This is a genomic window from Bradyrhizobium sp. Mp27, from assembly GCF_029953005.1.
GTDB classification, from domain to species: Bacteria; Pseudomonadota; Alphaproteobacteria; order Rhizobiales; family Xanthobacteraceae; genus Bradyrhizobium; species Bradyrhizobium barranii.
On the sequence record NZ_JASAUS010000009.1, the window covers coordinates 114,614 to 139,690 of the forward strand.

Sequence of the window (25,077 nt, forward strand, 5' to 3'; positions counted from 1 at the left end):
CATTTGTTATTTGCTGGAGCAGTCGTAAAATCAGCTCGGCCCGACGTCAAGGGCATGGCTGTCATGGCGGGGCATTCGAGCATGACCAAGGCTGCAAAGCGCGTAGCGGAAACTAGCGCCAAAAATCCCAAGAATTATGTCGCCTCCGTCGGCAAGGCCTTTGCCGTGCTCAAGAGTTTCACCAGCGAAACCTTCGAGCTGACCCTGAGTGAGATTGCCGCACGGGCCGATCTCGATCGCGGGACGGCGTTCCGCCTGATCCAGACACTGACCGAGCTCGGCTATCTCCAGGCCATTCCGCAAAGCCGCCGGTTCCGTCTCGGCGTCGCCTGTCTCGACCTCGGCTACACCGTGCTGTCGCGCGGCTCGTTGCGGCCGATCGTCGAGCCGCTGCTGCGCGACCTCGTCCCTGATGTCGGCGATGCGGCATCGCTCGGCATTCTCGATGGCGGCGACGTGGTCTATCTCGCGCGCGTCGGTGCCGGCCTCGACCGCCACAAGATGGACCGCCGGCCGGGCACGCGCATTCCCGCCTACAGCGCCGCGCTCGGCCATGTCATGCTGGCGCATCTGCCACGCGACCAGCAGATCGAGCGGCTCGAGTTGCGTCCTCGCGTCAAACTGTCGGAGCGAACGCTGACCGATCTCGATGCACTGCTCGCCCGGCTCGATCAGGTGAAGAAGAAAGGCCATGCGGTCTCCGACGGCGAGAATGCCTATGGCCTGCGCACGCTGGCAACGCCGATCTTCGACGCTCAGGGTTTTGTGATCGGCGGCCTGAGCGTCACGGTCGATGCGATGCGCATGGACATGGCGGCCTTCCGCGACCAGGCACTGCCGCGGCTGATGCAGGCGACGGCCCAAGTCCAGGATCTCGCGATAAAGTCGGGATTGACGAGCTGAGTGCGATGATGGCGATTAGATCACGATGTGATCGAAGTCGGCGGCGATCCGCCTATCCGGAAACACCTTTGTCGCCTCCGCCAAGATCTCTTCATCCTCGTATCGTCCCGACATGTGGACCAGCACGAGCTGCTTGACGTTGTTGGCGGCGGCAAACGAAGCGGCTTCGGTTGCCGTGAGATGGCCGTAGTCCCGCGCGGTCGCGGCGTCACGATCGAGGAACGTCGCCTCGATCACCAGCATGTCGGCGTCGGCGACATATCGAGATAGACCATCGGTGGTTTCGGTGTCGCCGATCACGACGAGCTTCCTCCCGCCGCCCGGCGGGCCCAGGACGTCCTCCGGATCGATGGTTCGACCGGCGATCGCGACCGCTCGTCCGGCGGCCAGTTCTCCGCGCATCGGCCCGTCCGGGACACTGAGCGACGCAAGCCGCTCGGGCAGAAGGTGGCGGCGCGCGGGGCTTTGGAAAGAGAAGCCAAAACTGTCGGTGTCGCGGTGGCGGACCGGAAAGCAGTCGATGGTGAAGTCACCGGCATCGATGACTTGCCCCTCGCTCAGCGGCGCGAACGCCACGGGGATCGGCGCCCTGCCCGCACCCCACAAGCCCGCGAGCATGCGAACGACGATGTCGAGCGTGCCCGGGCCCGCATGAATGGTCATCACGTCGGAGGTCTGCCGCAACCCCAGCGTCGAGAAGAGGCCGGGGATGCCGAGCACGTGATCGAGGTGCCCGTGCGTCAGCAGGATGCGGTCGAGCCGGCGAAAGCCGGCGCTACTGCGCAGCAACTGGCGCTGCGTGCCCTCGCCGCAATCAACCAGGATGCGCTTGCCCGCGGCCTCCACAAGGAGGGCCGGATGGTTGCGCTCCACTGAGGGAACGCTTGCCGAGGTGCCGAGAAATGTCAGGGCGAACATGGTCGTCAGCGTCCAGAGACCGACCTCTCCCCGACAGCACCGCAATGGTCCGCACGGTGGATGGCCTCACCGTCCCCAATGCCATGCGAGCAGCAGCGCGTACAGGCCCATCGAGCCCGCATAGAGAGCGGCAAGCAGTGCATATCCCGCGATCTGCCGGCCGAGCGCTGACTTTGGCTTGATCCACCAGTCGAGCGCCCTGAAGGCGGCCGGCACGAGAAACCAGCCGAGCAGCTGGGTACTCACGAGATTGCCGACGAACAGCGACAGCCAGACCGGCACGCCGTGGCTATCGATCAGCGGCGCGCTGATGAAATAGCCCCAGAGATAGACCACGGGATAGAGCACCAGCAGGACGATGAGGTTGCTCTTCCAGATCAGGCCAGGTCCTTGCTCCGGAGCCTGCGTCTTGCCGGCCGGGAACCAGAAATTGAAGCCGTAGCTTGCCCGCTTCACGTTCATGCCGGCGTTGAAGCGCGCGCCTTCCTCAAGCAGTGTCTGCCGCAAGGGCGAGTCCAGCCATGCATTGAGGTTGGCATCGCTGTCGAACGACAGGATAACGATCCACTCGTCGTGCAGGCCCGGAATCGGCCGCTCGATCTTGTGGCGGAGGAACCCCCTGAACTCGGCCTCCGCGGCCTGGATGCGCTGCTGCCATTTGAGGAACGCATCCTCGAGTCCATCCGGCACCTTGAAGGAGATGACGGCGGAGACCGCGCTGTCGCGCTGAACGCCGGTGTCGGGAAGGATATGGACGTCCTCCGACCCGACGAAGAAGCGCTGCACGTCCGCGATCAGCCGCGCCCGCACATCGCTCTGAAGCCAGGCGCGGGCAGCGGCCGGGTTCGCGAAACGCAGGATGGTCACCCAGTCCACATGCGCCGGCGGCTGCGGCGGCACGACCTCCTGGCTGAGGAAGCCGGGCCACCTCTTCAGCGCCTCGCCGACCTCGCCGTTCCACCGCGCGAACGCGGCAAAGCCGTCGTCGGCAATGCGGCGCTGGATGACGAGGGCGACCGCCTGGGCCGCCGGATCCGGAGATGCGCTCATCGCGACCGTCCGCTTCAGCTCTGCTTGTAGAGGCGCTTGCCCATCACCCAGGTCTCGTCGACGCAGCGGTCGTCGCCGACCATCATGACGGCGAACAGCATGTTCGCGGCGTCGTCGACCGTGCGCGGACCAGCACCGTCGGCGATCAGCGACTGGTGCCAGGGTTGCGCCAGCTGGCCGCCATTCGGATCGAGTGCGACGAAATCGGCCTCCTTGCCGGGCTCGAAATTGCCGAGCTTGTCGTCGATGTAGAGGCCCTCGGCACCGCCGAGCGTGACCGACCAGAAGCCGCGATAGGGCGAGAGCTTGTTGCGCTCGGCTTCCGCAAGATCCTTGCGCGCCGGATCGATGCTGCCGTCGAGCATCGTGTTGTTGCACATGCCGACCTTGTAGGCGTCGTCGAGCACGGAGATCATCGAGAAGCGGTTGCCACCGCCGACGTCGGTGCCGAACGACATCTTGACCCGATGCTCGGGATCGGTGGCGCGGCCGAGACGGAACAGACCGCTGCCGAGGAACAGGTTCGAGCACGGGCAGAACACCACCGCGGCGCCCTTCTTGGACATGCGGCGGAACTCGTTGTTCGAGAGATAGACACCGTGGCCGCCGGAGAACTTCGGCCCGACCAGGTCGAACTTCTCGTAGACGCCGAGATAATCCTGGCAGTCCGGATGCTCGACCAGCACGCCACTGCACTCGGCCGGGTTCTCGGAGATGTGGGTGTTGACCCAGCAGTCCGGATGCTCGTGCTTGAGGCGCTGACACGCCTTGAGCAGCTCCGGCGAAGCGCCGAAGGCGAAGCGCGGCGTGATGGCGTAGAGGTTGCGGCCCTTGTTGTGGTATTGCGCGATCAGACGCTTGCTGTCGCGGTAGAAGTTTTCGGGCGTGTCGATGAACTCGGCCGGCGCGTTGCGGTCGATCCCGGTGAGGCCCGCGATCACGCGCATGTTGCGGCGGGCCGCTTCCTCGAACAGCTCTTCGGTCGCGACCGGCGAGGAGCTGGTGAAGGCCTGGCAGGTGGTGGTGCCGGCGGCGAGCAGTGCGTCGAGAAAACGCTTCACGCCGTCGCGCGCGTAGTTGCGATCCTTGTACTTGATCTCCTCGGGGTAGATCGACTTCTGGAGCCACGGCAGCAGCTGCTCGCCATAGGCGCCGAGCACGCGGGTCTGCGGCAGATGGATGTGGCCGTCGATGAAGCCCGGGACGATGATGCGGTCCTTGATATGGGTGATCTCGACGCCCGGATGCGCGGCGGCGATCTTCTCATACGGACCGAAGGCCTTGATGACGCCATCCGTGACGACCATCAGGCCATCCTGGTGAAAGCGCGCGGCAGCCTGCTCGTTGCCGATGTGCTTCCAGGGATCGTCGACGAAGTCGAAGAATGTGCCGCGAATACCGACGGTGGTCATGAATGGGTTCCTTCCTTAAGTCTGTGTGGCGTGGCGTGCCGCAGGCAACGAGATCGCAAGCAGCGTCCCTGCGACGGCGCAGAGGCCGAGATAGAGCGAGCCGATCGGCGCCTGGGTCGCTTCGGGCAACACCGCCGCGATCGCCATGGCGCCGCTGACCGCGAGATAGCAGAGCGCGCTGATGAGGCCGCCGATCAGGCCGTGGTCTCGTTCGAACAGGCCGAGCGCCATGCCGTACATCATCGGGCACAGCACGCCGCAACCGCCGAGCACCAGCGCACCACCGATCGTGATCGACATGAAATCGAGACCGACGGCCATGCCGGTCGTGGTCAGGACCACTGCGCCGGCGAGAAACAGCGCGAAGGCACCAAAGCCCATCACGCGGGCCGGCATGAAGCGCGCGAAATGCGCGCAGCCGAGCTCGCCTGCTAGATTCACGCCGCCAAGGCCAAGCGCGACAAGGCCGTAGATGGCCGCGGAGTAACCGAGGCCGGTCTGGTAGAAGAACGGCGCGACGACGCCGAACGCCAGCTGCGCGCTCGCCGCGGCGGCGAACACCAGCACGAAGGCCAGGAAACCCGGACGGACGAGCGCTTCGCGGAGAATGCTCGCCGTGCGGCGCGGATCGAACGGCGCGCGTCGCTCGGCCGGCAGCGTCTCGGGCAGAAGCAGCACGACGATCGCAGCGACGATAGCCGCGGCGATGGCGATGATGACGAAGACCCCGCGCCAGGATGTCAGCTCGACGATGAAGCCGCCGGCCGCCGGTGCGAGCACGGGTGCAAGCCCCCAGGCAGCACCAAGAAGTCCAGAGATCGCGGTGAGCTCGCGGCCGCGAAAGCAGTCGGCCGCAACCGCATAGGCGACGACGAGGCAGGTGCAGCCGCCGACGCCCTGCAGGAATCGCAACGCGAGCAGCAGCGATGCGCTGGTGGCGAGTGCGCAGGCGATGCTCATCGCGATGAGAACCGATAGCCCCGCGAGCAGAACGTTACGGCGGCCGAGTGTGTCGGAGGCGATGCCGACAGGCACCAGCGCCAGACTCATGCCGAGCATGTAGGCGGTGACGGTGTTCTGCATCGACGCGGAATCGGTTGCGAGGTCCACCACCATCTGCGGCAGGCCCGGCGTATAGGCATCGAGCGGAATCTGGCTGAACGGCACCACGCATAGCAGGATCGGCACGATCCCGCCCTTCGCGCGACCAGCGTCCGAAGCAACTGCAGTCATGGCTCACGCCCCCTCGACGCCCGCGGCTCCTGTCTTTCCGTGCGCGCAATGAGAGGCGACGATGCAGGTTGCGGATATTGACGCGCGGAGCGTGCCAGAACTGTGTATAAAAACTCTTAGGAGGCCCGCTTCAATGCGGGCGGCTGATGCTCTGGTCCTCGCTGCCTGGGGCCGCTCCAATTAAAAATGCGAAAACAACCCCATGCACAGTATAAATCATTGAAGAATTTCGCTCCGGCATGGCGCGATCTTAGCCTCGAGGACGTTTGACACGTCGGGCAACACAGGCGCAGGACAGCACCATCCCCGCTTGTGAATTCGCCGTCGCACAGACGCCATTAACCGTTCGGAAGGCATCGCCGTTTCGAGCGCAGGATCGGCATCGGCCAGGCGCAGATCAAAGCAGGAAACCCTTGAGAGCTCCGAGAAACTGCCGCGGCGACTGCAGCTGCGGCACGTGCGCGCAGCCTGGAATGACCTTGAGTTCGACGCGCGGCAAACCAGCGGCTAGCTCGTGCGACATAGGCGGAGGCGTCGCTTCGTCGTGCTCACCGACCAGAACGAGGACAGGAACTTTCACCGCAGCAAGTTCGGGGCGGAGATCGAGGCTTGCCAACGCGTCGCATGCGCTGCGAAGCACATCGGGATCCGTCTGCAGAAAAGCTTCACGACGATCCCGCATCAGTTCGGGATGCTGCTCCTGAAACTCGGGCGCAAACAGACGCCGCATCGCAACGTCGGTGATCGCCTCGAGGCCCTTCTCCCGAGAGACCCTCGCCATGTTGCGAAACGCCTCGCGGCCGGGCTCCGAGAACGCCGCACCGCAATCGGCGAGAACGAGCTTGCTGGCGATCTCCGGGTGCCGGATCGCCATCTGCAACGCGACGAAGCCGCCATAGCCGTTGCCGAGCACGATGGCCGGCGCACCGCCCGCAGCCTCCTTCACGGCCTCCGCCATCCTGTCCGCGACAACGACGAGCCCGCCCTCTACCGCGCGTGAACGGCCGAAGCCCGGCAACTCCGGCACGATGGTGCGAAACGATCCCTCAAGCTCGGGCACGATCGCATCGAAGCTCGCACGGTCCGACAACAGCGAGTGGAAGAGAAACAGCGGCGGCCCCTCGCCTGATTGCGCGGCGTTGACGGTCCCGTTGGCAAGAAGCCTGTCCATGTCCGGTCTTTCCTTAACTTCGTCGGCGGGATCGCACCCGTTCGCGTGCCGTGGAGGCCCCCGATTGATAAATCAACTGTCAGGGAATTCAAGCATTTGGCGCTTGACGTGAAATATCAGACTTGCCAGATTATAGCCAACGAGGTCCCTGATAATCATGCTTTTGCGCGAAAACATCTACGATCTCCTCAGATCTGATATTTTAGCCTGCCGCTTCGCTCCAGGCGATGAAATGCGGGAGCAGGATCTGGCCGAACGCTATTCGGTGAGCCGCCAACCGGTTCGGGATGCGCTTTTGAGGCTGCAGCGCGAGCATTTGGTGACGGTGCAGCCGCGCCAGGGCTACCGGGTCACGCCGATCTCGCTGTCGGACGCCCGCGACCTCCTGCGCTTCCGTCTTGCGCTGGAGCCGGCCTGCGTCGCTGAGGCGATCGAGAGCGCTCCCGACAGCGTCCTGAAATCGCTGGATGAATTTCGCCGCTTCTCCGGCAACCACGAAGACTTCATCGCCTACAACCGCGGCTTCCATTCCGCGCTGGCTCATGCGTCCGGCAATCGCCGCATGGCGACGGCGCTGTGCGACCTGATCGGCCAGGCCGACCGGCTGGTCCGCGTCAGCGTGTCCAATCTGAAGGGTCACGATCCGGCAAAGCTCGTCGCCGAGCACGTCGCCCTGATCGACGCCATGCAGAGCCGCGAAACGCGAACCGCGGCGCGCATCATCAAGGCCCATATCGGGGCCACCGAAAAACGCGTTCTGCCGGCGCTCAAGCGCAACGCCGTCATCGTCGAGGAGAGATCATCATGAACATTCCATCGAAACCCGCGTCGATCGACGTCGAAACCCATGGCAATTTCATCGACGGACGTGAAGTCGAAGCCGGCAACGGCGTTATGCTCGACGTCCGCAATCCCGCGACCGGCGACGTGATCGCCCACATCCCCAATTCGACCGCCGAGGACATCGACCGCGCGATGAAGAGCGCGCGCGCGGCGTTCGAAGGCAAAGCCTGGGGCGGCATGGACACGCGCGCGCGTGCCAGACTGGTCAACAAGCTCGCCGATGCCTTCGAGGCCAATCTCGACAGCCTGTACCGGCTGGAAACCCTCAACAACGGCCGGCCGGTCAACGAGACCCGCGCCCAGTTGTCCCGCCTGCCCGATTTCTTCCGCTACTTTGCCGGCGTTGCGCTAGCGCGACGCGACTCCGTCATCCCCGTCGAAGGCGCCTATCTGAACTATACGCTTCGCACGCCGATCGGCATCGTCGCCAATTGCACGCCGTTCAATCATCCCTTGATGATCCTGTGCAAGTCGCTGGCCGTGGTGCTGGCGACCGGATGCGTCACCGTGGTCAAGCCGTCCGAATACACGCCGCTGACGACATTGAAGCTCGCGCAGATCTTCACCGAAGCCGGCCTTCCGCCCGGCGTCTTCAACATCGTTCTCGGCCTCGGCCAGAGCGCCGGCAAGATGCTGGCCGAGCATGGCGACATCAACAAGCTGGTCCTGACCGGCGGCACCGAGGCCGGCCGCATCGCCGGCAGCGCAGCCGCAAAAGTGTTCGCGCATCAAACCATGGAGCTCGGCGGCAAGACGCCGGTGATGGTGTTCGACGATTTCGACGTCGACCGCGCCGTCAACTACGCCGCGTTCGGCGCTTTCATCGGCGCCGGACAGACCTGCGTCTGCGCCTCGCGCCACATCGTCCAGGCTTCGATCTATGACGAATTCGTCGAGAAACTGCAGGCCAAGACCCGCACAATCCGCGTCGGCGATCCCTTCGACGCGAGCACCCAGATGGGCCCCGTGATCTCCGCCCGGCAGCGCGACCGCGTTCTCACCTACGTAGGCTACGGCCACGAGGATGGCGCGCGTCTCGTCACCGGCGGCGTTGCCGCGAAGGTGCCGGGCCACGACAACGGCTATTTCGTCGAGCCGACCGTGTTCGCCGACGTCACGTCCGACATGCGCATCTTCCAGGAGGAAGTGTTCGGTCCCTTCACCTCGGTAACGCCGTTCAAGGACGAAGCCGATGCGCTGCGGCTTGCCAACAACTCGCCGTTCGGCCTCGCCGCAGCCATCCGCACCCGCGACGTCGCGCGCGCGCACCGTGTCGCCGCCTCCGTCAAGGCCGGCATCGTCTGGATCAATGATCACCACCGTCTCGACCCGGCTTCGCCCTGGGGCGGCGTCGACGATTCCGGCATCGGCCGCGAATGCGGCACCGAAAGCTTCAACGACCACTTCAACACCAAGAGCGTGATGGTCGCCACCCACGAGCAGCCGTTCGACTGGTATCGGGACACAGCCAACCAACAGCGCCTGAACTAGCAAAAAACGACGAGCGGCCGACCGCCCATAGAAGGCGGGCCGCATCGACCAGAACAACAGTCAGGGGAGAGCGTATATGTCGACATTGGTGAACGCAGGCAGCCGTCTGGATCGGCTGCCGATCGGGCAATTCCACCGCCGCATCATGCTGCTGATCGGCATCGGAATGTTTTTCGACGGTTTCGACATCTATATCGCCGGGACCGTGCTCAGCGTCACGCTGAAGACAGGCTTTTCAACCCTCGCGCAGAATGCGGTTTTCATCTCCGCGACCTTCGTCGGCATGATGCTGGGATCATTCGGCACCGGCTTCCTCGGCGACCGCTACGGACGCCGCTTCACCTATCAATTCAATTTGCTCCTTTTCGGCGTTGCCTCCCTGGCCGCGGCGTTCTCACCGAACATGGCCTTCCTGATCGCCTGCCGCTTCGTGATGGGCGTCGGGCTCGGGGCGGAGAACGTCGTCGGCTATTCGACGATGACGGAATTCGTGCCCGCGCGCACCCGCGGCAAATGGCTCGGCTTCACGACCGTGTGCGTCGTCACCGGTTTGCCCGTGGCGCTGTTGGTCGCGTCCGTGGTGGTGCCGCAATTCGGCTGGCGCTCCATGTTCGTGCTCGGCGGCGTCGGCGCCCTCGTGGTGTGGTACATGCGCAAGTCGCTGCCGGAATCGCCGCGCTGGCTGGAAGCCGTGGGACGCACTGCTGAGGCGGAAGCGCTGATGCAAGCCATCGAGAAGGAAGCTGCGCAGGGTCAGCCCCTGCCTCCTCCCGCGGCCACGACACCGGTGCCGGCATCTGCCGATCTCGGCACGCTGTTCACCGCGCCCCTGCTGTCGCGGATGATCGTCGGCGCCGTCTGCCTGATCACGATCAACACCCTGCTCTATGGCTTCGTGACCTGGCTGCCCGTGTTCTTCGTCAAGCAGGGCCTCTCGATCGCGACCTCGTTCGGCTATTCGCTGCTGATGGCGCTCGGCGCGCCCGTCGGCTCGGCTATCGGCGCGCTAACCGCCGACCGCTGGGGCCGCAAGCCGACCATCATCGGCGCATCCCTGATCACGGTGGCGCTCGGAATCCTCTACCCCATGATCTCCGACCCGATCCTGCTGCCGGCTGTCGGCTTCGCGCTGACGGTACCGATCTACGTCCTGGTCGCCCTTCTGTTCGGCATCTATATCCCCGAGCTGTTTCCGACCGAGGTCCGCCTGCGCGCCTCCGGCATCGTCAACACGCTGGGGCGCGGCGCCACGATCGTCACACCGTTCCTCGTCGTGTCGCTATTCGAGACGCGGGGCGTGGCCGGCGTGATGGCGCTGATGATCGGACTGCTGGTGGTGCAGATCATCACGGTCTGGGCGCTGGGCATCGAACCCCGGCATCGCAGCCTCGAGGAGCTCAAGGCGGAGGAATCTGCCGCGCCGGTGCTGAAGGAAGCTTCCTGAGGCTCTCCACCGCGTCATGGCCGGGCTTGTCCCGGCCATCCACGCCTTGCGACGCCGCACTGAGAACGTGGATGCCCGGGACAAGCCCGGGCATGACGACCAGATGCGATAGCGTCGTAGCCCGGATGAAGCGATAGCGTAATCCGGGTCATGCATCCGCGTCGGGATATCTCCCGGATTGCGCTGCGCTCCATCCGGGCTACAAGGTCTCAGCCGGGATACAATGGAGCTCGTGATGACCGCAGATGCCGCTGACCTGGACTACGGCTTGATCAGCGCCCTGCTGAGCGCGCTGCACGCCCGCAAAGTGTCCGCGTCGGAGCTGGTCGCGCATACGATCGCGCGCATCGAGGCGCTGGACGGGCGGATCAACGCGATCATCGTTCGCGATTTCGATCGCGCGAGAGAGGCCGCACGCGCCGCCGATGCCGCGCTTGGCCGCAGCGAGCGGCTGCCGCTGCTCGGCATTCCCGTGACCCTCAAGGAACCGTTCAACGTCGCCGGCCTGCCGACGACATGGGGCTTCCCGCATTTCAAGGACTTCCAACCGGCGGAAGACGCCCTTGTCGTCGCGCGGTTGAAGGCGGCAGGCGCCATCATCATCGGCAAGACCAATATCCCGATCGGCTTGCGGGATTTCCAGAGCTACAACGAGATCCACGGGACGACGAACAACCCGTGGGACCTTGGCCGGTCGCCCGGCGGCTCCTCGGGCGGATGCGGCGCTGCGCTGGCCGCGGGTTTCGGTCCACTCTCGATCGGCTCTGACATCGGCGGCTCGATCCGGGTGCCCTCGCATTTCTGCGGCGTGTTCGGACACAAGCCGAGCCTCGGCCTGGTGCCGCTGCGCGGCTACAGCCTGCCGCCGGCACGCCCCGTTCCCGGCCAGGGCGATCTCGCTGTCGTCGGGCCGATGGCGCGCACGGCTTCGGACCTCGCACTGTCACTCGACGTGATCGCCGGCCCCGACGAGATGCGTGACGGCGTCGGCTATCGCCTTGCACTGCCGGCGCCGCGGCACGATCAGCTCAGGGACTTCCGGATCCTCGTGATCGATAGTCATCCGCTGATGCCGACGGGCGATGCCGTGCGGTCCGCGATCGGACGGCTGGCGGACCGGCTCGAACGTTCCGGCGCGCGGGTCACGCGCTCAAGTGCGTCGCTGCCTGATCTCGCCGATTCCGCGCGGCTCTACATGAAGCTGTTGAATGCAGCCCGCAGTCCGCGCCTGACGCCGGCCGCCCTCGCCGAAGCGCAAGGCGTGGCCGCGACACTGTCGCCGGAAGACCGCAGCCTGCAGGCCGAGCGCGCACGTGGCTGGGCCATGATCCACCGCGAATGGCTGGCATTCGATGCCGCACGCCTGCGGCTGCAACAGCAATGGTATGAGCTGTTCCGCAACTTCGATTCGGTGATCTACCCCGTCGCCGCTGTGCCGGCGTTTCCCCAAGACCAATCCGAGCCGTTCGACGCGCGGCAGCTCGACATCGACGGAAAGCTCTACAATTATTCCGACGCATGCTTCATCTGGGCCGATCCCGCCTCGACCTGCGGACTGCCGGCGACCGCCGTTCCGATCGAGCGCACGGCTTCAGGGCTGCCGGTCGGCGTCCAGATCATCGGGCCTTATCTCGAAGACCGCACGACGATTGCGCTGGCCGAGCTGATCGAGCGCGAGTTCGGCGGCTTCGTCCCGCCGCCAGCGCTGCCTTCGACATGACCCGCGAGATGACAGAGCCACACAAGGTTCGCACAATCGTCATTCGATTGACTGGACTCGTTGCTCCCAGCACCTGCACCCCGGGAAGATGAATGCGCAAGACCAACACTGCGATCGCCGCCCTCTTGGCCGCATCGAGCACGCTTGCAATTCCTTCACCGTCAATCGCCTCTCCGATTTGCTGGATCGACCGGGTCACCAAAGCCGACGGCGGCGTCAACATCTACTTCATCCCAAAGGCCGGGCTACGCATCATGGTTGAAGGGGCGTCCTACATCTCTTCAGATGGCGTCGTTCGCGATGCAAACGGTCATTCCCAAGATCATCTGTTCGTCAAGGAAGGCGCCAAATTCTTTGCGACCCAGATGGTCGAGGACTCCTGCTCCTACGAGGTCGGCGCGAGCGGCGGTGTGGGAACGCTGACGATCAGGTCGGCCATGAACCTGCCCGGTATGAAACCAATATCCACTGGACAAATCGTCAAAACGGATGGCACCGTCTCCGACTTACCTGACTCCAACTGATCGTGGTCGTAGGCTCGTCCAAGGTCAGGCGATTGGCTCTCGGGTCAAGAGATCCGGCTCGCGCCCTGCTCCTGCGCCGACTGCGCCTCGATCGCCTGCACGGCGACGCTCGCCACCTGCCGCAATGCCTCGCGGTCGGCGCCTGACGACGCCATCACGCCCATGCCGACCGACACTGCGGAGACATAACGCGCGAGCGCGGCCGGATCTGACGTCGGCTTGAGATCGCCCTCCGCCTTGGCGCGGACAAACCGGTCGCGAAGCTGGTCTTCGTTCTGGGAGCGGCGTGCTGCGAGCTCGAAGGGGACATTTTCCGAGCCGGTGCCGCAGGCAATGCCGCCCTGTACGAGCAGGCAGCCGGGCGGGTTGGAGGGATCGGTCTGCTTGTCGGCGATCCCCATCAGCATCCGCTCGGCAACGTCGCGCGCGGTCGGCGCGGCGACCACCTCGTCCATCCAGACGCCCCGCAATTTGGTGTAACGGTCGAGAGCGGCCTTGAGCAGCCCTTCCTTGTTGCCGAAGCAGGCGTAAAGGCTCGGAGGATTGATGCCCATGGCCTCGGTGAGCTGAGCGATGGTGGCGCCCTCATAGCCATGGCGCCAAAACACTTCCATCGCCTGGTCCAACGCCGTTTCGGCGTCGAATTCGCGGGGGCGTCCCATGCCCATGTGCCTGTCTCCTCGGAATTCAGGTTCTGCCTGAAGCTTAACGCCGAATCCTATCTATTTGTTCTAGCTTTATTTTCTCTGCCGTCTTCCAATTCTTGCGGTATGCCGCTACAATTTTCTTAGTGAATGATACATAAGTATCTTGCACTGCGACATCCAGCTCCACATCTGTAGTGAACACTACATATCTGGAGCGCGCAAATGCATCCCTCGCAAAACTCCCCCCGCACCGGCCGTTTCCGCCGCTTCCTCGGCGGCGCCGCCATCGTGGGCGCCCTCGCCGTGGCCGGCTCGATCGCGACCGGCCATTATTTTCGTGCCGCGCAGGCGACCGCAACGGCTACAGCAGCCGAGCAGGCCGTCCCTGTCACGGTCGCGCTGATCGAACCGAAGCAGACCGTGCTGTGGGACGATTTCTCCGGCCGGCTCGAGGCCATCAACCGTGTCGAGCTTCGTCCCCGCGTCGCGGGTGCGATCCTTGCGACCAACTTCACCGAAGGCGCGCTGGTGAAGGCCGGCGATGTGCTGTTCAAGATCGATCCGGCGCCTTACGCGGCGGAGGTCGACAAGGCCAACGCCCAGCTCGAGGGGCCAAGGCGCGCGTCGTGTTCACCCAGAGCGAGCTCGAGCGCGGCGCGCAGCTGGTCGGCAATGCCGTGGTCACGCGGCGCGACTACGACCAGCGCGACAACGCCAATCGCGAAGCCATCGCCAATGTGAAGGCGGCCGAAGCGACGCTCCAGACCGCAAAGCTCAATCTCGACTACACCGAGGTGCGTGCGCCCGTGGACGGCCGCGTCGGCAAGTTCGAGATCACCGTCGGCAATCTCGTCGCCGCCGGCACCGCCTCCCCGGTGCTGACCTCGCTGGTCTCGGTCAATCCGATCTACGCCTCGTTCGATGCGGATGAGGAGGTCGTGCTGCGCGCGCTGAACTCGATCGCGGATGCCTCCGGCAAGCGCGGCAATCTCGACCAGATCCCGGTGGAAATGACGACATCCGGCGGCCTGTCGGCGAAGGGTCACATCCAGCTTATCGACAACCAGGTCAACGGCCAGAGCGGCACCATCCGGGTCCGCGCGGTGTTTCGGAACGAGGACGGGCGTCTCATCCCCGGCCAGTTCGCCCGCGTGCGCATGGGCCAGCCGAAGCAGCAGACGTTGGTGATGATCGACGAGCGCGCGATCGGCACCGACCAGGACAAGAAGTTCGTGATGGGGGTCGGCGACGACAGCCGCGCGGTCTACCGACCGATCACGCTCGGCGGCTCGGTCGACGGCCTGCGCATCGTGACGGCGGGGCTGAAGCCCGGTGATCGCATCATCGTCAACGGTCTGCAACGCGTGCGCCCCGGTGCGCTCCTCAAGACGGAGGTCGCGGCGATGGGTGCGCGCGGGCCGCAGCAGGCCTCCAACCACAGCAACCAGGACGTGGTGCAACGCTAGTTACATCATTCCGGACCGCGTGCCGGGGATAACGACGTCATAGAGCTACCAAGACATCGCATCTCGATTCCGGGTTCGCGGGTATTTCCCGCGTCCCGGTAACGGGAGAGCTGTCTCTCTTGCAGGGGCAAGGCCATGAATCTCTCAAAATTCTTTATCGACCGTCCGATCTTCGCCGGCGTGCTGTCCGTCCTGATCTTCCTCGCAGGCCTGATCTCGCTGTTCGCGATGCCGATCTCCGAATATCCGGACGTGGTGCCGCCCTCGGTGCTGGTGCGCGCGACCTATCCCGGCGCCAATCCCAAGGTGATCGCCGAGACGGTGGCAACCCCGATCGAGGAGCAGATCAACGGCGTCGAAGGCATGCTCTACATGTCGAGCCAGGCGACCACCGACGGCGCCATGACGCTGACGGTGACGTTCCGGCTCGGCACCGACCCCGACAAGGCGACGCAGCTGGTGCAGAACCGCGTGCAGCAGGCCGAGCCGCGCCTGCCGGCCGTGGTGCGCCAGCTCGGCATCATCACCAAGAAATCGTCGCCCGACCTCACCATGGTCGTGCATCTGCTGTCGCCGAACAACCGCTACGACATGACGTATTTGCGCAACTATGCCGTGCTCAACGTCAAGGACCGGCTGGCGCGTATCGACGGTGTCGGCGACGTCCAGCTCTACGGCGCCGGCGATTATTCGATGCGGGTCTGGGTCGATCCGCAAAAGGCCGCCGAGCACGGCCTGACCGCCAGCGACATCGTCAAGTCGATCCAGGCGCAGAACGTCGAAGCCGCCGCCGGCGTCGTCGGCTCCTCCCCCAACGTCAAGGGCATCGACCTGCAACTCTCCGTCAATGCGGAAGGACGGCTAGCCAACGAGGAGCAGTTCGGCGACATCGTGGTCAAGACCGGCACGCGCGGCGAAGTCGTGCGGCTGCGCGACGTCGCCCGCATCGAGCTTGGCGCCTCCGAATACGGCCTGCGTTCGCTGCTCGACAACAAGCAGGCGGTGGCGATCCCGATCTTCCAGGCGCCGGGCTCCAACGCGCTCGAGATCTCCGACCACGTCCGAGCCACCATGGCCGAGATCAAGAAGAACATGCCGGAGGGCGTGTCCTACCAGATCGTCTACGACCCCACCCAGTTCGTGCGCTCCTCGATCGAGGCCGTCATCCACACGCTGCTGGAGGCGATCGCACTGGTGGTGCTGGTCGTGATCCTGTTCCTCCAGACCTGGCGCGCCTCGATCATTCCGCTGCTGGCGGTGCCCGTGTCGATCGTCGGCACCTTCGCGGTGATGCACGTATTCGGTTTCTCCATCAACGCACTCAGCCTATTCGGTCTCGTGCTCGCAATCGGCATCGTCGTCGACGACGCCATCGTCGTGGTCGAGAACGTCGAACGCAACATCGAGGGTGGCCTCTCGCCGCGCGACGCGACCTACCAGGCGATGCGCGAGGTCTCCGGCCCGATCATCGCGATCGCGATGGTGCTGATCGCGGTGTTCGTGCCGCTGGCCTTCATCTCCGGCCTGACCGGTCAGTTCTACAAGCAGTTCGCGCTGACCATCGCGATCTCGACCGTGATCTCCGCCGTCAACTCGCTGACGCTCTCGCCGGCCCTGTCGGCGCTGCTGCTTAGGGGTCACAACGAGCCGAAGGACCGGCTGACGATCATCATGGAAAAGAGCCTCGGCTGGTTCTTCCGCGGCTTCAACAAGGCCTTCACGCGCTCCTCGGAGAATTACAGCGGCACCGTCACCAAGGTGATCTCGGGCAAGGCCGCGGTGATGGGCCTCTATATCGTACTGGTCGGCGTCACCGCCTTCCTGTTCCAGCTGGTGCCGAGCGGCTTCGTGCCGGGCCAGGACAAGCAATATCTGGTCGGCTTCGCTCGCCTGCCCGACGGTGCGGCGCTCGATCGCACCGAAGACGTGATCCGCAAGATGAGCGACGTCGCGCTGACCCAGCCCGGCGTCGAAAGCTCTGTCGCGTTCCCCGGCCTGTCCATCTCCGGCTTCACCAACTCGTCCAATGCCGGCATCGTGTTCTCGACGCTGAAACCGTTCGACGAGCGCAAGGGTCCGGCCCTGAGCGGGAATGCGATCGCGGCCGACCTCAACAAGAAATATTCCGGGATCCAGGAAGCCTTCATCGCCATGTTCCCGCCGCCGCCGGTCAACGGCCTCGGCACCATCGGCGGCTTCAAGCTCCAGATCGAGGACCGCGCCGGTCTCGGCTATGAAGCGCTGAACGAGGCGACCAAGGCGTTCATGGCGGCGATGCAGAAGGCGCCGGAGATCGCCGGCGTGTTCTCGAGCTTCCAGGTCAACGTGCCTCAGCTTTTCGCCGACATCGACCGCACCAAGGCGCTCCAGCTCGGCGTCCCCGTGACGGAGGTGTTCAACACCCTGCAGATCTACCTCGGTTCCTACTACGTCAACGACTTCAACAAGTTCGGTCGCACCTACTCCGTCTACGTCCAGGCCGACGCGCCGTTCCGCGCCCGCGCCGACGACATCAGGCAGTTGAAGGTGCGCTCGTCCTCCGGCGACATGGTGCCGCTGTCGGCGCTGCTGACGATCCGCCAGAGCGCCGGACCTGAGCGTGCGATCCGCTACAACGGCTTTTTGTCATCCGACATCAACGCGGCCGCTGCGCCCGGCTTTTCATCGGGCCAGGCGCAGGAGGTCGCGACGCGGATCGCGGCGGAGACATTGCCGCCCGGCTTTGCCTTCGAATGGACCGACCTGACCTATCAGGAGTTCATCGCCGGCAATTCCGGCCTCTGGGTGTTTCCGCTGGCGATCCTGCTGGTGTTCCTGGTGCTGGCCGCGCTCTACGAGAGCCTGACCCTGCCGCTCTCGATCATCATGATCGTGCCGATGGGGCTCCTGGCGGCGATGTTCGGGGTCTGGATCTCGAAGGGCGACAACAACGTCTTCACTCAGATCGGCTTGATCGTGCTGGTCGGCCTCTCCGCCAAGAACGCGATCCTGATCGTCGAATTCGCGCGCGAGCTCGAATTCGCGGGACGCACGCCAATCCGGGCTGCGATCGAGGCGAGCCGCCTACGGCTGCGTCCGATCCTGATGACGTCGATGGCGTTCATCATGGGCGTCTTGCCGCTCGTGCTCTCGACCGGCGCGGGCTCGGAGATGCGGCGCGCCATGGGCGTTGCGGTGTTCTCCGGCATGATCGGCGTCACCGTGTTCGGCCTGTTCCTGACGCCGGTGTTCTATGTGCTGCTCCGGACCGTCACCGGCAACAAGCCACTGGTGCATCACAGCAGCGACACCAGCGCGGCGCCCGTGCAAAGCGTCGGGCACTAGATCAGGGAAATCCCTGAGAGCAGCAACAGAACGAGCACGGTCTTGCGAAAGACCGTCTCGTTGACCCGGTGAAAGGCGATCACGCCGAGCGCTGAGCCTGCGAACAGCGCAGGCAGGCTGATCGCGAGGTCGACGAACACCTTGGACGACAGGTCCTGGTGCCCGACCAGCAGCGCGATCGCAAAGACCTGCATCGCGGCGATGAACGGCTGCACCAGGCCGCGCTGCTCGCTCTTGGGCATGCCGCGCATGTCGCACCAGATCGTGGGGATCGCGCCTGGCATCGCGGTCAGGCCGCCGACCAGCCCTCCCCCGAACCCGATCAGCGCGACCCAGGGCCGGCCGACTGCCTCTCCGGCCGTCACAAGCGTCGGCCGCAGCAGCATGTAGGCGGCGTAGAGCGCGACGACGATACCGAAGCCGCGGCGGAGCAGATGCGTGTCCGTGGATTGCAACAGCGACACCGCGATGGGAACGCCGATCAATCCACCGACGATCAGCAGCAGACTGCCCTCCCACCGGATGCTGCGCCGAAGCGCCCACAGATTGGTGGCCTGCACGCCAATGCTGCACGCCATCATCAGCGGCACGGCCTCCAGCGGCTGAAACACGCGAAGCAGAATCGCGCCGGCCACGGCCGAGAACGCGAAGCCCGAGAGCCCCGAGACGAAGGCGCCGGCGAACACGGCGACGCTCACGAGAAGGCTGGTCGTGATATCAGGCACGGTGCGTTCTCCGGGTCAGTCGTAAGGCGTCTGCGTCGCCGGGATATCGGCAGTCCCGGTGCAGAGCTCCGCATCGCGCGAATTCAGCAGAGGCCGAGAGACCGGCTGCGCGTGCGAACGCTCCAGCATTGCCAGCCCGACCAATTGAAGCGTGACGAGCGCTGCCGTCAGCGCGGCGGCGACAATATTGACGTTACGCGCGTTCGAACGTGGTGCGGCCGGCCGCGCACTCGCGCGGATCAACTCTGTTGGCATTTTCAAAAGTATCCTCTTCATTGCAGACGGGAATAATTTCATTCAAAACGCGACGTTTCATGCGACTGCTCCAGCAAATGGCTGCAACGCCGCAACGCGCGCTTCGCGTCGATCTCGCGCTGCGCGCGGAATGCCGCGCCGATGCGCGCGACGATGTCGCGGAACTTGCTGGCCGGAGCTGGTGACGCCTTTCGCATGACAATCTCCTCTCAACTGTGCGAGAGATTGATGAGGTACACTTCCGCTTGCTGTGAGTTGCTTCACACGAAGATCGAACGCGTCGAACAAGACAACGTGTGAGTTCTCGTAGAAGAGAGCGCGGAGAATCGCGTCATTCGATCGAACGACCCGCGATAACTTTCTAATGATGCTGCGGTGTGAACCTATCGCGAGCCGGAGCGACTCGCCTGCGCCTTCGGAAAGCGCGTCAGTGCAGAACCGGATTGGAGAATCCAGCCGCGAGCTTGACGAGATCGGCCTGACGCGAGACGCCGGTCTTCGCGAACACCCGATGCAGATGCGTCTTCACCGTCGTCTCCGCGATGCCGAGTGCCACGGCCGTCTCCGGCACACCGCCGACCTCGACGATCGATTGCATGACCCTCAGCTCAGCAGGGGTCAACTCGAACGCGCGGTCGATGAGGCCGGCACATGAGCGGCCGTCGAGTTCCGCCTTCCAGATGAACAAGGCGCCGACCGCCGACGTGCGCTCCGCCGCGCCTTCACGCAACAACGACGGCAGCGCGATGACGTGCGCGACGTAGTAGGAGCCGTCATGTGACATCAGCGGAATCTTTCGCCCGGCAGCCGCCGCGACGGCAACCTCGCCTGCGTCACGGAAGATATCGCGCAGCGCGGAATTTGCCGCGGAAGATCGTGCCGCCAGCCGGCCCGCGACAGACCGCAGGACATCATCGGCGGCGAGCAACGTGTCCGCGGCAGGATTGCTGTGGACGATGTTGCAGGCCGTATCGAGCAGGATGACGCCGGCATTATCCACGACATCGGCGAGCGCGATCGCGCGCTGCTGCTTCCGCTCGATCGCCCGGTTGATCAGCAGCGCCCGGCTCGCATGCGGAACCAGGAATTGCATCCGCGCCCGCTGCTCCGCGTCGAGCATCCCCTTGCCGGGGATCACGGTGATCAGCATCGGACACGGCGACTTCGACTGTTCCAGAACCACGCTGGCGACATCGACGCAGCCCTGGGGTCGCAGCCATTCCTGATAGAACCGGCCGCGACGATATTCGTCGAAATTCACGAGATCGGGGATGTTACGAACCTCGCCGTAGCGAGGCAGCCGTGCCAGCGGATCGTACTGGGCATAGGTCTCGGCATAGAGCTGGATGTAGTGCGGAACGACACCGCAGTAGTAATGCGTCGCACCGGACTTGCTAACGGGATCCTTCGAAATCAGCCCGCAAGCCCGGCTACCGATGAACGCATTGAGCTTGACGACAACATCGCTCCACAACTCTGGGTAGAGACCCGCGTCATATATGTTCTCGATCAACTCGGACTGTTTGGGAGGTCGGGACATCAGAACAGCCAATGGTGACTTGGAGATAGCGAAATGTTCGTCATGCCCGGCGGCACAATTGAGTCTATCGTGGGAGCAAAAGGTTCAACCCCGACCGCGATTGACCGATCAGTTGACGAGCGGATTGGAGAATCCGGCTGCGAGCTTGACGAGATCGGCCTGACGCGAAACGCCGGTCTTGGCGAACACCCGATGCAGATGCGTCTTCGCCGTGGTCTCTGCGATACCGAGTACTGCCGCCGTTTCCGGGACGCCACCGACCTCGACGATCGACAGGAACACGCGCAGCTCGGCCGGCGTAAGGTCGAAGGTCCGTGCGATCAACTCGCCATAGGACTGCCCGCCAAGCGACACCTTGCGCAAGAGCAGCGCACCGGCGGCATCGACCTCCCGCTCGCTTCCGTTTCGCAGCACGGATGACAGCGGCAGAACATGCGCGACATAGCGCTCGCCGCTCGGCGAAAGCAGCGGGATCGCATGGCCCCGTGTAGCAAGCAGGGCAATTTCGCTCCGGGTCGCAAGCGCCTCGCGCAGCGTCTGATTGGCCTCCGCGCTGCTGGTTACGAGCTGCCCGGCAACCGACCGAACCACGTCGGCGGCGGCAAACAGGGCGTGGCCGGCCGAATTCGCATGCACCACCCGACAAAAGGCATCGAGCAGGAAGATGCCGGACGCCAGATTGTCCAGAACATCCACCAGCGCCGTCGCCAGTGTCAGTTGCGAGGTGATGGCGCGGTTGATCAGCAGCGCGCGGCTGGCGTGCGGCACAATCAGCGAGAGCCGATGCTTCATCGCCGGGTCCACCATGCGCCGGTCCGACAGCACCGTCATCATCACGGCGCTGCTCGCATGCGATGTCTCGAGCACGACATTGGCCGCGTCGCTGCAACCCTGTGGCTGCATCCACTCCTGGTAAAAGCGCCCTTTCCGGTATTCATCGAAATTGACGAGATCGGGAATGCTGACGATCTCGCCATGCGGCGGCAGCACCGTCAGCGGGTCGAACTTCGAATAAGTCTCTGAATAGAGTTGGATGTAGCGCGGGTCGGCCCCGCAATAATAATGGGTGACGCCGAATTTGCTGATCGAATCCTTGGAAAACAGCCCGCAGGCCTGCCCGCCGACGAAATCGCGGATGCCGGCGACGGCGTTGTTCCACAGCGAGGGATCGAGCCCCGCGTCATAGATGGACTCGACCAGTTCGGGCAGCTTCCGTAGTCCGCGCATGGCTTGAAATGACCTGAGTGATCAATATCACCAAGCATACTACGACCACAGCATGCGGCGTCCTCCGATCGGAGGAGGCGCCGGCCGGGCGGATGGGGCCCGGCCGGCGGGCATCGCGTTCAAGCCGCCAGGGCTGATGCCGGCTCAGAACGCGACGCGAACGCCACCCTTCGCCGTGCCGGTGCGGCTCTGGTCGGACATCATCATGCCCTCGACCGCACCGAACACGGACACGTTTTGGGTGGTGCGGTAGTCGAAGCCAAAGCCGGCCACCGCAGCATTGTTGAGCACCTGGCGCCGCGACCGGTTGTCGGCGTTGCCGCCCTGGAAGGTGAAGCCGGAACGGTCATGCCTGGTCCCAGCCAACCTTGACCAGACCGCGGCGCGATAGACCTCTCGTCCGCCGGCATCTCTGACGCGGATCCAGGCGTCGCGATCACGCAGATCGTCACGCCAGACAAACAGATGTCTCGCCATCTCGTCGGCCACGACGAACGTCGCCTTGGCCTGCTCGAAGACCATGCCGCCCGGATCGATCTTCACGACATTGTCGACCAGGAGATCAAAGAAGAAGCGGCGCATTCACAACTCCAACTGCCGGCGCCGTCCGAAACACAGCGTCATCGTTCTACTCCGCGCACCAGAAGACGTAGTCGGCCGAATACGCGCACTGCGACAGGCACCCGCCTGGTCGCACGAACCGCGCACCGCGCGGTCACAGCGCTTCGCCGCTTCTGACGCCGCTGGGCGTCGCGCCATAGGCTCGCCGGAAACAACGATTGAAATAAGAGAGATCGCCGAAGCCGACGTCGTAGGCGATCGAGCTCACCGGCCGCCCGGCGAAGTCAGGCTCGCGCAGCATGCGATGCGCGCGTTTGAGGCGCTGCTCGGTCAGGAAGGACGAGAACGTCTTGCCGTCGGCTTCGAACAGCCGCTGAAGATAACGTGTGGTCACGCCGAATTCCTGCGCCACGGTCGCGACCGAGAGGTCCTGATGCCAGCAATTGTTGACGATGAAGGACTTCACCTTGCGCAGCCGCGCGGCCCTGACGCCTCGGCGCCCGGCCAGCTCGTGAACCTCATCCGTCGCGCCGAGAACACGCGCCATCAGATCATGGAGATGTGCAACAGCAAGCTGGCGCAATGTGGGCACCGCGAGGGCGCGCTCGCGCACCAGAGACGTCGCGTAGTCGACCAGCAGGCGCAGTCCAGTGGCGCGCTCCGGAATGATTCGCATCACCGTGTCGTCGATGTCCACGATCATGGGCGCCAGCACCCGCCGCGGCACGCGCAGCGACAGACAATTTCCAAGCGAGAGGCGTTCGTAGATCGTCGCGTCCTCCGCGCTCGTCAGAACCGCGTCACCGGGATGAAGCCTCAGATCTCGTCCTCGCGCAGATACTTCGACGATGCCGGATCGGTTGATCATCAGGCCGAGGCTGTCGTTGCCGTCGACGACCAGCTGCTTGGTACGGATAACCCGCGCCCCGACCAGCCCGCCGATCACCAGCTGGACGTCCGGCAGGCCATGGGATGTGAGGCTCGCGGCGAACGGCATTTCGTCCGTCAGCTCGACCTCCGCCTTGAGCACGCCGCGGCAGTAGAATTCGCGCAGCAGCGGCACACGCTCGTCTTCGGGAATGTGGTCCGTCGAAACATTGAGAATGGAACATTCGTCCTTGCCGCTCACTGCAATTTCTCCAACCGACAGGCAAGCTCGCTCACGCGCTGCCGTCTCCCGCGTCCGGTGCCGGCGCGCATTGTTCCGTGGCGCACGCTGCCCTTCTCATTCAAGTGGCGCCATATACGAAAGTATCAAATGACGCGCGTCGTACGTTCGGAGGACCTGACGATCCCGCTCATCACAATGGATTGAGATTGCATCGCCGCGCGGCTCGCGCCGTCAAATGAATCACATGGTGTCGTCGTCGCGGCTCGTTCGCTGTACAAACGGCGCGGTGATGCCGGCCGCGATCTTCACGAGGTCGGCCTGCCTGCCGGCACCGGTCTTCTCGAACAGGCGGCCGAGATGCGTCTTCACCGTCGTCTCGGCAATGCCGAGCTTTGCCGCGATATCGGGAACGCCGCCGACCTCGACGATGGCCATCAGCACGCGCATTCGGACCGCGTCAGCCTGAAGGCTGCAGCAATGGCGTCGGGCACGAGCGATGGCACCATCGCCGCCTTCTGTACGAGAAGCACCGTGGTTGCGACGTCTCGCGGCAGGCTGCGCTCCCGCTTCAATGGAAGGACATTGACGAGATAGTGCTGACCGTCCGCCGACGTCGCGAGCCCGACGCGGCGGCGACCGGCCGGGTGAGTTTCACCATCTGCGGCGACTTCGAACAGGCTGCGGAATAATTTGTCGGCCTGGGTGTGGCGGACCACGATCCGGTCGCCGACCATCGCGAGCAGGTTTGCATCGACGAACAGCTGCCGGCACGCCGCGTTGGCGTGGACGACCCGGCCATCGGCATCGAGCAGGCAGATCGCCGTGCTCAGGCCGTCGAGCACATCGGCAAGGTCGTCCACGGTGTGCGAGCGCGCCCTGATCTGCCGGCCCATGATCCTGGAACGCTGGATGTGGGGTGCGAGCAGCCGCATGCGTTCGCGCATCGACTCGTCGACGGTTCCGCGGGATCGGTGGCGCAACACCTGCAAGACCGTGGTACGCGCGTCCGATCTCTCGAGCGCGACGGTCGCGAGGTCGATCGCGCCCTGCGGCTCGACCCACTCGCGATAGAAGCTCGTCGCCACGAAGTCCGCGTGCGGCATGATATCGGTCACGCCGATGGCGTGCCCGGCCGCAAAAGCGAGATGACGATCGAGCAGAGGATCCTGCTCGACATATCTGTCGCGGTAGAGCTGGCGGAAGCGGGATTCGGTGCCAAAATGCTGGTGAATCTCGATCGAGAGCCTTGCCGCATCGCGGGACAGGATGGTCGCGGCACACCCGCCGACGAAATGGGAAACCTGTTCCAGCGCGCCGCTGCGCAGCGCAGGATCGACCGCCGCATCGTAGATCTCGCCGACGAGAGACGAGAACCGGTTTGCCTGGAGGATCGTCATCGGACCCCGTGGGTCGGTCAAAATCCCCCGGGTATGGTCACTTGAAACTCCCCCACCTGATGATCGCCGTCAGCGCCGCTGAACAGCAGTAGCCGGTCAGGCAGGACGTTTATGT

General features: G+C 64.5%; 20 protein-coding genes and 2 pseudogenes. 8 read left to right on the top strand and 14 right to left on the bottom strand.

Going from position 1 to position 25,077, the window contains the following annotated elements; translation table 11 throughout:
• Positions 1–81: 81 nt before the first annotated feature.
• Positions 82–903 (top strand): IclR family transcriptional regulator C-terminal domain-containing protein, encoded by an 822-nt coding sequence (locus QJT78_RS08800; RefSeq protein WP_049807403.1) that lies wholly within the window; start codon positions 82–84, stop codon positions 901–903.
• Between the two features lie 15 nt (positions 904–918).
• Here the strand turns inward: QJT78_RS08800 and rnz are convergent, their stop codons facing one another.
• The 5 genes from rnz to QJT78_RS08825 all read right to left on the bottom strand — a co-directional run bounded on the left by rnz (position 919) and on the right by QJT78_RS08825 (position 6,687).
• Complete coding sequence (gene rnz, locus QJT78_RS08805) at positions 919–1,821, bottom strand: ribonuclease Z (protein ID WP_281460213.1); 903 nt, start codon at positions 1,819–1,821, stop codon at positions 919–921.
• Between the two features lie 66 nt (positions 1,822–1,887).
• The gene (locus QJT78_RS08810; RefSeq protein WP_028146605.1) at positions 1,888–2,871 is read right to left on the bottom strand and encodes an antibiotic biosynthesis monooxygenase; all 984 of its coding nucleotides are present in this window, start codon (positions 2,869–2,871) and stop codon (positions 1,888–1,890) included.
• 14 nt (positions 2,872–2,885) lie between these two features.
• Positions 2,886–4,283: a guanine deaminase gene (gene guaD, locus QJT78_RS08815; RefSeq protein WP_028146606.1), complete on the bottom strand. Its 1,398-nt coding sequence runs from the start codon at positions 4,281–4,283 to the stop codon at positions 2,886–2,888.
• A 15-nt stretch (positions 4,284–4,298) separates the two neighbouring features.
• Positions 4,299–5,516 carry a multidrug effflux MFS transporter gene (locus QJT78_RS08820; protein WP_028146607.1) on the bottom strand — a complete coding sequence of 406 codons (1,218 nt, stop codon included), beginning with the start codon at positions 5,514–5,516 and terminating at the stop codon, positions 4,299–4,301.
• A 397-nt stretch (positions 5,517–5,913) separates the two neighbouring features.
• Positions 5,914–6,687 carry an alpha/beta fold hydrolase gene (locus QJT78_RS08825; RefSeq protein ID WP_028146608.1) on the bottom strand — a complete coding sequence of 258 codons (774 nt, stop codon included), beginning with the start codon at positions 6,685–6,687 and terminating at the stop codon, positions 5,914–5,916.
• A gap of 157 nt (positions 6,688–6,844) precedes the next feature.
• Here QJT78_RS08825 and QJT78_RS08830 point away from each other — a divergent pair, with 157 nt between their 5' ends.
• From QJT78_RS08830 to QJT78_RS08850, 5 genes are all read left to right on the top strand, one after another.
• A complete protein-coding gene (locus QJT78_RS08830; protein WP_028146609.1) occupies positions 6,845–7,495 on the top strand; it encodes a GntR family transcriptional regulator in 651 nt (216 codons plus the stop codon).
• Entirely contained in the window at positions 7,492–9,021 is a 1,530-nt protein-coding gene (locus QJT78_RS08835; protein ID WP_028146610.1) for an aldehyde dehydrogenase, read from the top strand. Before QJT78_RS08830 ends, QJT78_RS08835 begins: the two co-directional genes overlap by 4 nt.
• A 76-nt stretch (positions 9,022–9,097) precedes the next feature.
• Positions 9,098–10,465 carry an MFS transporter gene (locus QJT78_RS08840; RefSeq protein ID WP_028146611.1) on the top strand — a complete coding sequence of 456 codons (1,368 nt, stop codon included), beginning with the start codon at positions 9,098–9,100 and terminating at the stop codon, positions 10,463–10,465.
• Positions 10,466–10,700: 235 nt separating this feature from the next.
• On the top strand, positions 10,701–12,185 hold the full coding sequence (locus QJT78_RS08845) for an amidase (protein WP_240537465.1): 1,485 nt from the start codon (positions 10,701–10,703) through the stop codon (positions 12,183–12,185).
• 92 nt (positions 12,186–12,277) lie between these two features.
• Positions 12,278–12,709 carry a hypothetical protein gene (locus tag QJT78_RS08850; RefSeq protein ID WP_038941976.1) on the top strand — a complete coding sequence of 144 codons (432 nt, stop codon included), beginning with the start codon at positions 12,278–12,280 and terminating at the stop codon, positions 12,707–12,709.
• Between the two features lie 44 nt (positions 12,710–12,753).
• Here QJT78_RS08850 and QJT78_RS08855 read toward each other — a convergent pair whose 3' ends face one another.
• Complete coding sequence (locus tag QJT78_RS08855; RefSeq protein ID WP_038941977.1) at positions 12,754–13,377, bottom strand: TetR/AcrR family transcriptional regulator; 624 nt, start codon at positions 13,375–13,377, stop codon at positions 12,754–12,756.
• Positions 13,378–13,578: 201 nt separating this feature from the next.
• Between QJT78_RS08855 and QJT78_RS08860 the strand changes: the two are divergent.
• Positions 13,579–14,822: pseudogene (locus QJT78_RS08860) on the top strand (efflux RND transporter periplasmic adaptor subunit).
• A 135-nt stretch (positions 14,823–14,957) separates the two neighbouring features.
• A complete protein-coding gene (locus QJT78_RS08865) occupies positions 14,958–18,146 on the top strand; it encodes a multidrug efflux RND transporter permease subunit (RefSeq protein ID WP_038941978.1) in 3,189 nt (1,062 codons plus the stop codon).
• Here the strand turns inward: QJT78_RS08865 and QJT78_RS08870 are convergent.
• The 8 genes and pseudogenes from QJT78_RS08870 to QJT78_RS08905 form a co-directional block, all read right to left on the bottom strand.
• Positions 18,143–18,871, bottom strand: a complete 729-nt coding sequence (locus QJT78_RS08870) for a sulfite exporter TauE/SafE family protein (RefSeq protein ID WP_028146613.1) — start codon at positions 18,869–18,871, stop codon at positions 18,143–18,145. The two genes, QJT78_RS08865 and QJT78_RS08870, sit on opposite strands and share 4 nt — an antisense overlap.
• Before the next feature lie 15 nt (positions 18,872–18,886).
• A complete protein-coding gene (locus QJT78_RS08875; protein ID WP_028146614.1) occupies positions 18,887–19,126 on the bottom strand; it encodes a hypothetical protein in 240 nt (79 codons plus the stop codon).
• Positions 19,127–19,164: 38 nt separating this feature from the next.
• On the bottom strand, positions 19,165–19,323 hold the full coding sequence (locus QJT78_RS08880; RefSeq protein WP_240537467.1) for a hypothetical protein: 159 nt from the start codon (positions 19,321–19,323) through the stop codon (positions 19,165–19,167).
• Between the two features lie 230 nt (positions 19,324–19,553).
• The gene (locus QJT78_RS08885; protein WP_281460214.1) at positions 19,554–20,666 is read right to left on the bottom strand and encodes a helix-turn-helix transcriptional regulator; all 1,113 of its coding nucleotides are present in this window, start codon (positions 20,664–20,666) and stop codon (positions 19,554–19,556) included.
• Between the two features lie 108 nt (positions 20,667–20,774).
• Entirely contained in the window at positions 20,775–21,893 is a 1,119-nt protein-coding gene (locus QJT78_RS08890; RefSeq protein ID WP_028146617.1) for a helix-turn-helix transcriptional regulator, read from the bottom strand.
• A gap of 144 nt (positions 21,894–22,037) precedes the next feature.
• Positions 22,038–22,475, bottom strand: coding sequence for a hypothetical protein (locus QJT78_RS08895; RefSeq protein WP_193375891.1), 438 nt, complete (start codon positions 22,473–22,475; stop codon positions 22,038–22,040).
• A 133-nt stretch (positions 22,476–22,608) separates the two neighbouring features.
• Positions 22,609–23,583: an AraC family transcriptional regulator gene (locus QJT78_RS08900; RefSeq protein WP_028146619.1), complete on the bottom strand. Its 975-nt coding sequence runs from the start codon at positions 23,581–23,583 to the stop codon at positions 22,609–22,611.
• 222 nt (positions 23,584–23,805) lie between these two features.
• Positions 23,806–24,962: pseudogene (locus QJT78_RS08905) on the bottom strand (LuxR C-terminal-related transcriptional regulator).
• Positions 24,963–25,077 lie beyond the last annotated feature (115 nt).

What these genes read in the sequence shown, in the direction of transcription:
- QJT78_RS08800 (WP_049807403.1), top strand. Translation starts at nt 82, where the DNA reads ATGACCAAGGCTGCAAAGCGCGTAGCGGAAACTAGCGCCAAAAATCCC.
- rnz (WP_281460213.1), bottom strand. Translation starts at nt 1,821, where the DNA reads ATGTTCGCCCTGACATTTCTCGGCACCTCGGCAAGCGTTCCCTCAGTG.
- QJT78_RS08810 (WP_028146605.1), bottom strand. Translation starts at nt 2,871, where the DNA reads ATGAGCGCATCTCCGGATCCGGCGGCCCAGGCGGTCGCCCTCGTCATC.
- guaD (WP_028146606.1), bottom strand. Translation starts at nt 4,283, where the DNA reads ATGACCACCGTCGGTATTCGCGGCACATTCTTCGACTTCGTCGACGAT.
- QJT78_RS08820 (WP_028146607.1), bottom strand. Translation starts at nt 5,516, where the DNA reads ATGACTGCAGTTGCTTCGGACGCTGGTCGCGCGAAGGGCGGGATCGTG.
- QJT78_RS08825 (WP_028146608.1), bottom strand. Translation starts at nt 6,687, where the DNA reads ATGGACAGGCTTCTTGCCAACGGGACCGTCAACGCCGCGCAATCAGGC.
- QJT78_RS08830 (WP_028146609.1), top strand. Translation starts at nt 6,845, where the DNA reads ATGCTTTTGCGCGAAAACATCTACGATCTCCTCAGATCTGATATTTTA.
- QJT78_RS08835 (WP_028146610.1), top strand. Translation starts at nt 7,492, where the DNA reads ATGAACATTCCATCGAAACCCGCGTCGATCGACGTCGAAACCCATGGC.
- QJT78_RS08840 (WP_028146611.1), top strand. Translation starts at nt 9,098, where the DNA reads ATGTCGACATTGGTGAACGCAGGCAGCCGTCTGGATCGGCTGCCGATC.
- QJT78_RS08845 (WP_240537465.1), top strand. Translation starts at nt 10,701, where the DNA reads ATGACCGCAGATGCCGCTGACCTGGACTACGGCTTGATCAGCGCCCTG.
- QJT78_RS08850 (WP_038941976.1), top strand. Translation starts at nt 12,278, where the DNA reads ATGCGCAAGACCAACACTGCGATCGCCGCCCTCTTGGCCGCATCGAGC.
- QJT78_RS08855 (WP_038941977.1), bottom strand. Translation starts at nt 13,377, where the DNA reads ATGGGCATGGGACGCCCCCGCGAATTCGACGCCGAAACGGCGTTGGAC.
- QJT78_RS08865 (WP_038941978.1), top strand. Translation starts at nt 14,958, where the DNA reads ATGAATCTCTCAAAATTCTTTATCGACCGTCCGATCTTCGCCGGCGTG.
- QJT78_RS08875 (WP_028146614.1), bottom strand. Translation starts at nt 19,126, where the DNA reads ATGCCAACAGAGTTGATCCGCGCGAGTGCGCGGCCGGCCGCACCACGT.
- QJT78_RS08880 (WP_240537467.1), bottom strand. Translation starts at nt 19,323, where the DNA reads ATGCGAAAGGCGTCACCAGCTCCGGCCAGCAAGTTCCGCGACATCGTC.
- QJT78_RS08885 (WP_281460214.1), bottom strand. Translation starts at nt 20,666, where the DNA reads ATGTCCCGACCTCCCAAACAGTCCGAGTTGATCGAGAACATATATGAC.
- QJT78_RS08890 (WP_028146617.1), bottom strand. Translation starts at nt 21,893, where the DNA reads ATGCGCGGACTACGGAAGCTGCCCGAACTGGTCGAGTCCATCTATGAC.
- QJT78_RS08895 (WP_193375891.1), bottom strand. Translation starts at nt 22,475, where the DNA reads ATGCGCCGCTTCTTCTTTGATCTCCTGGTCGACAATGTCGTGAAGATC.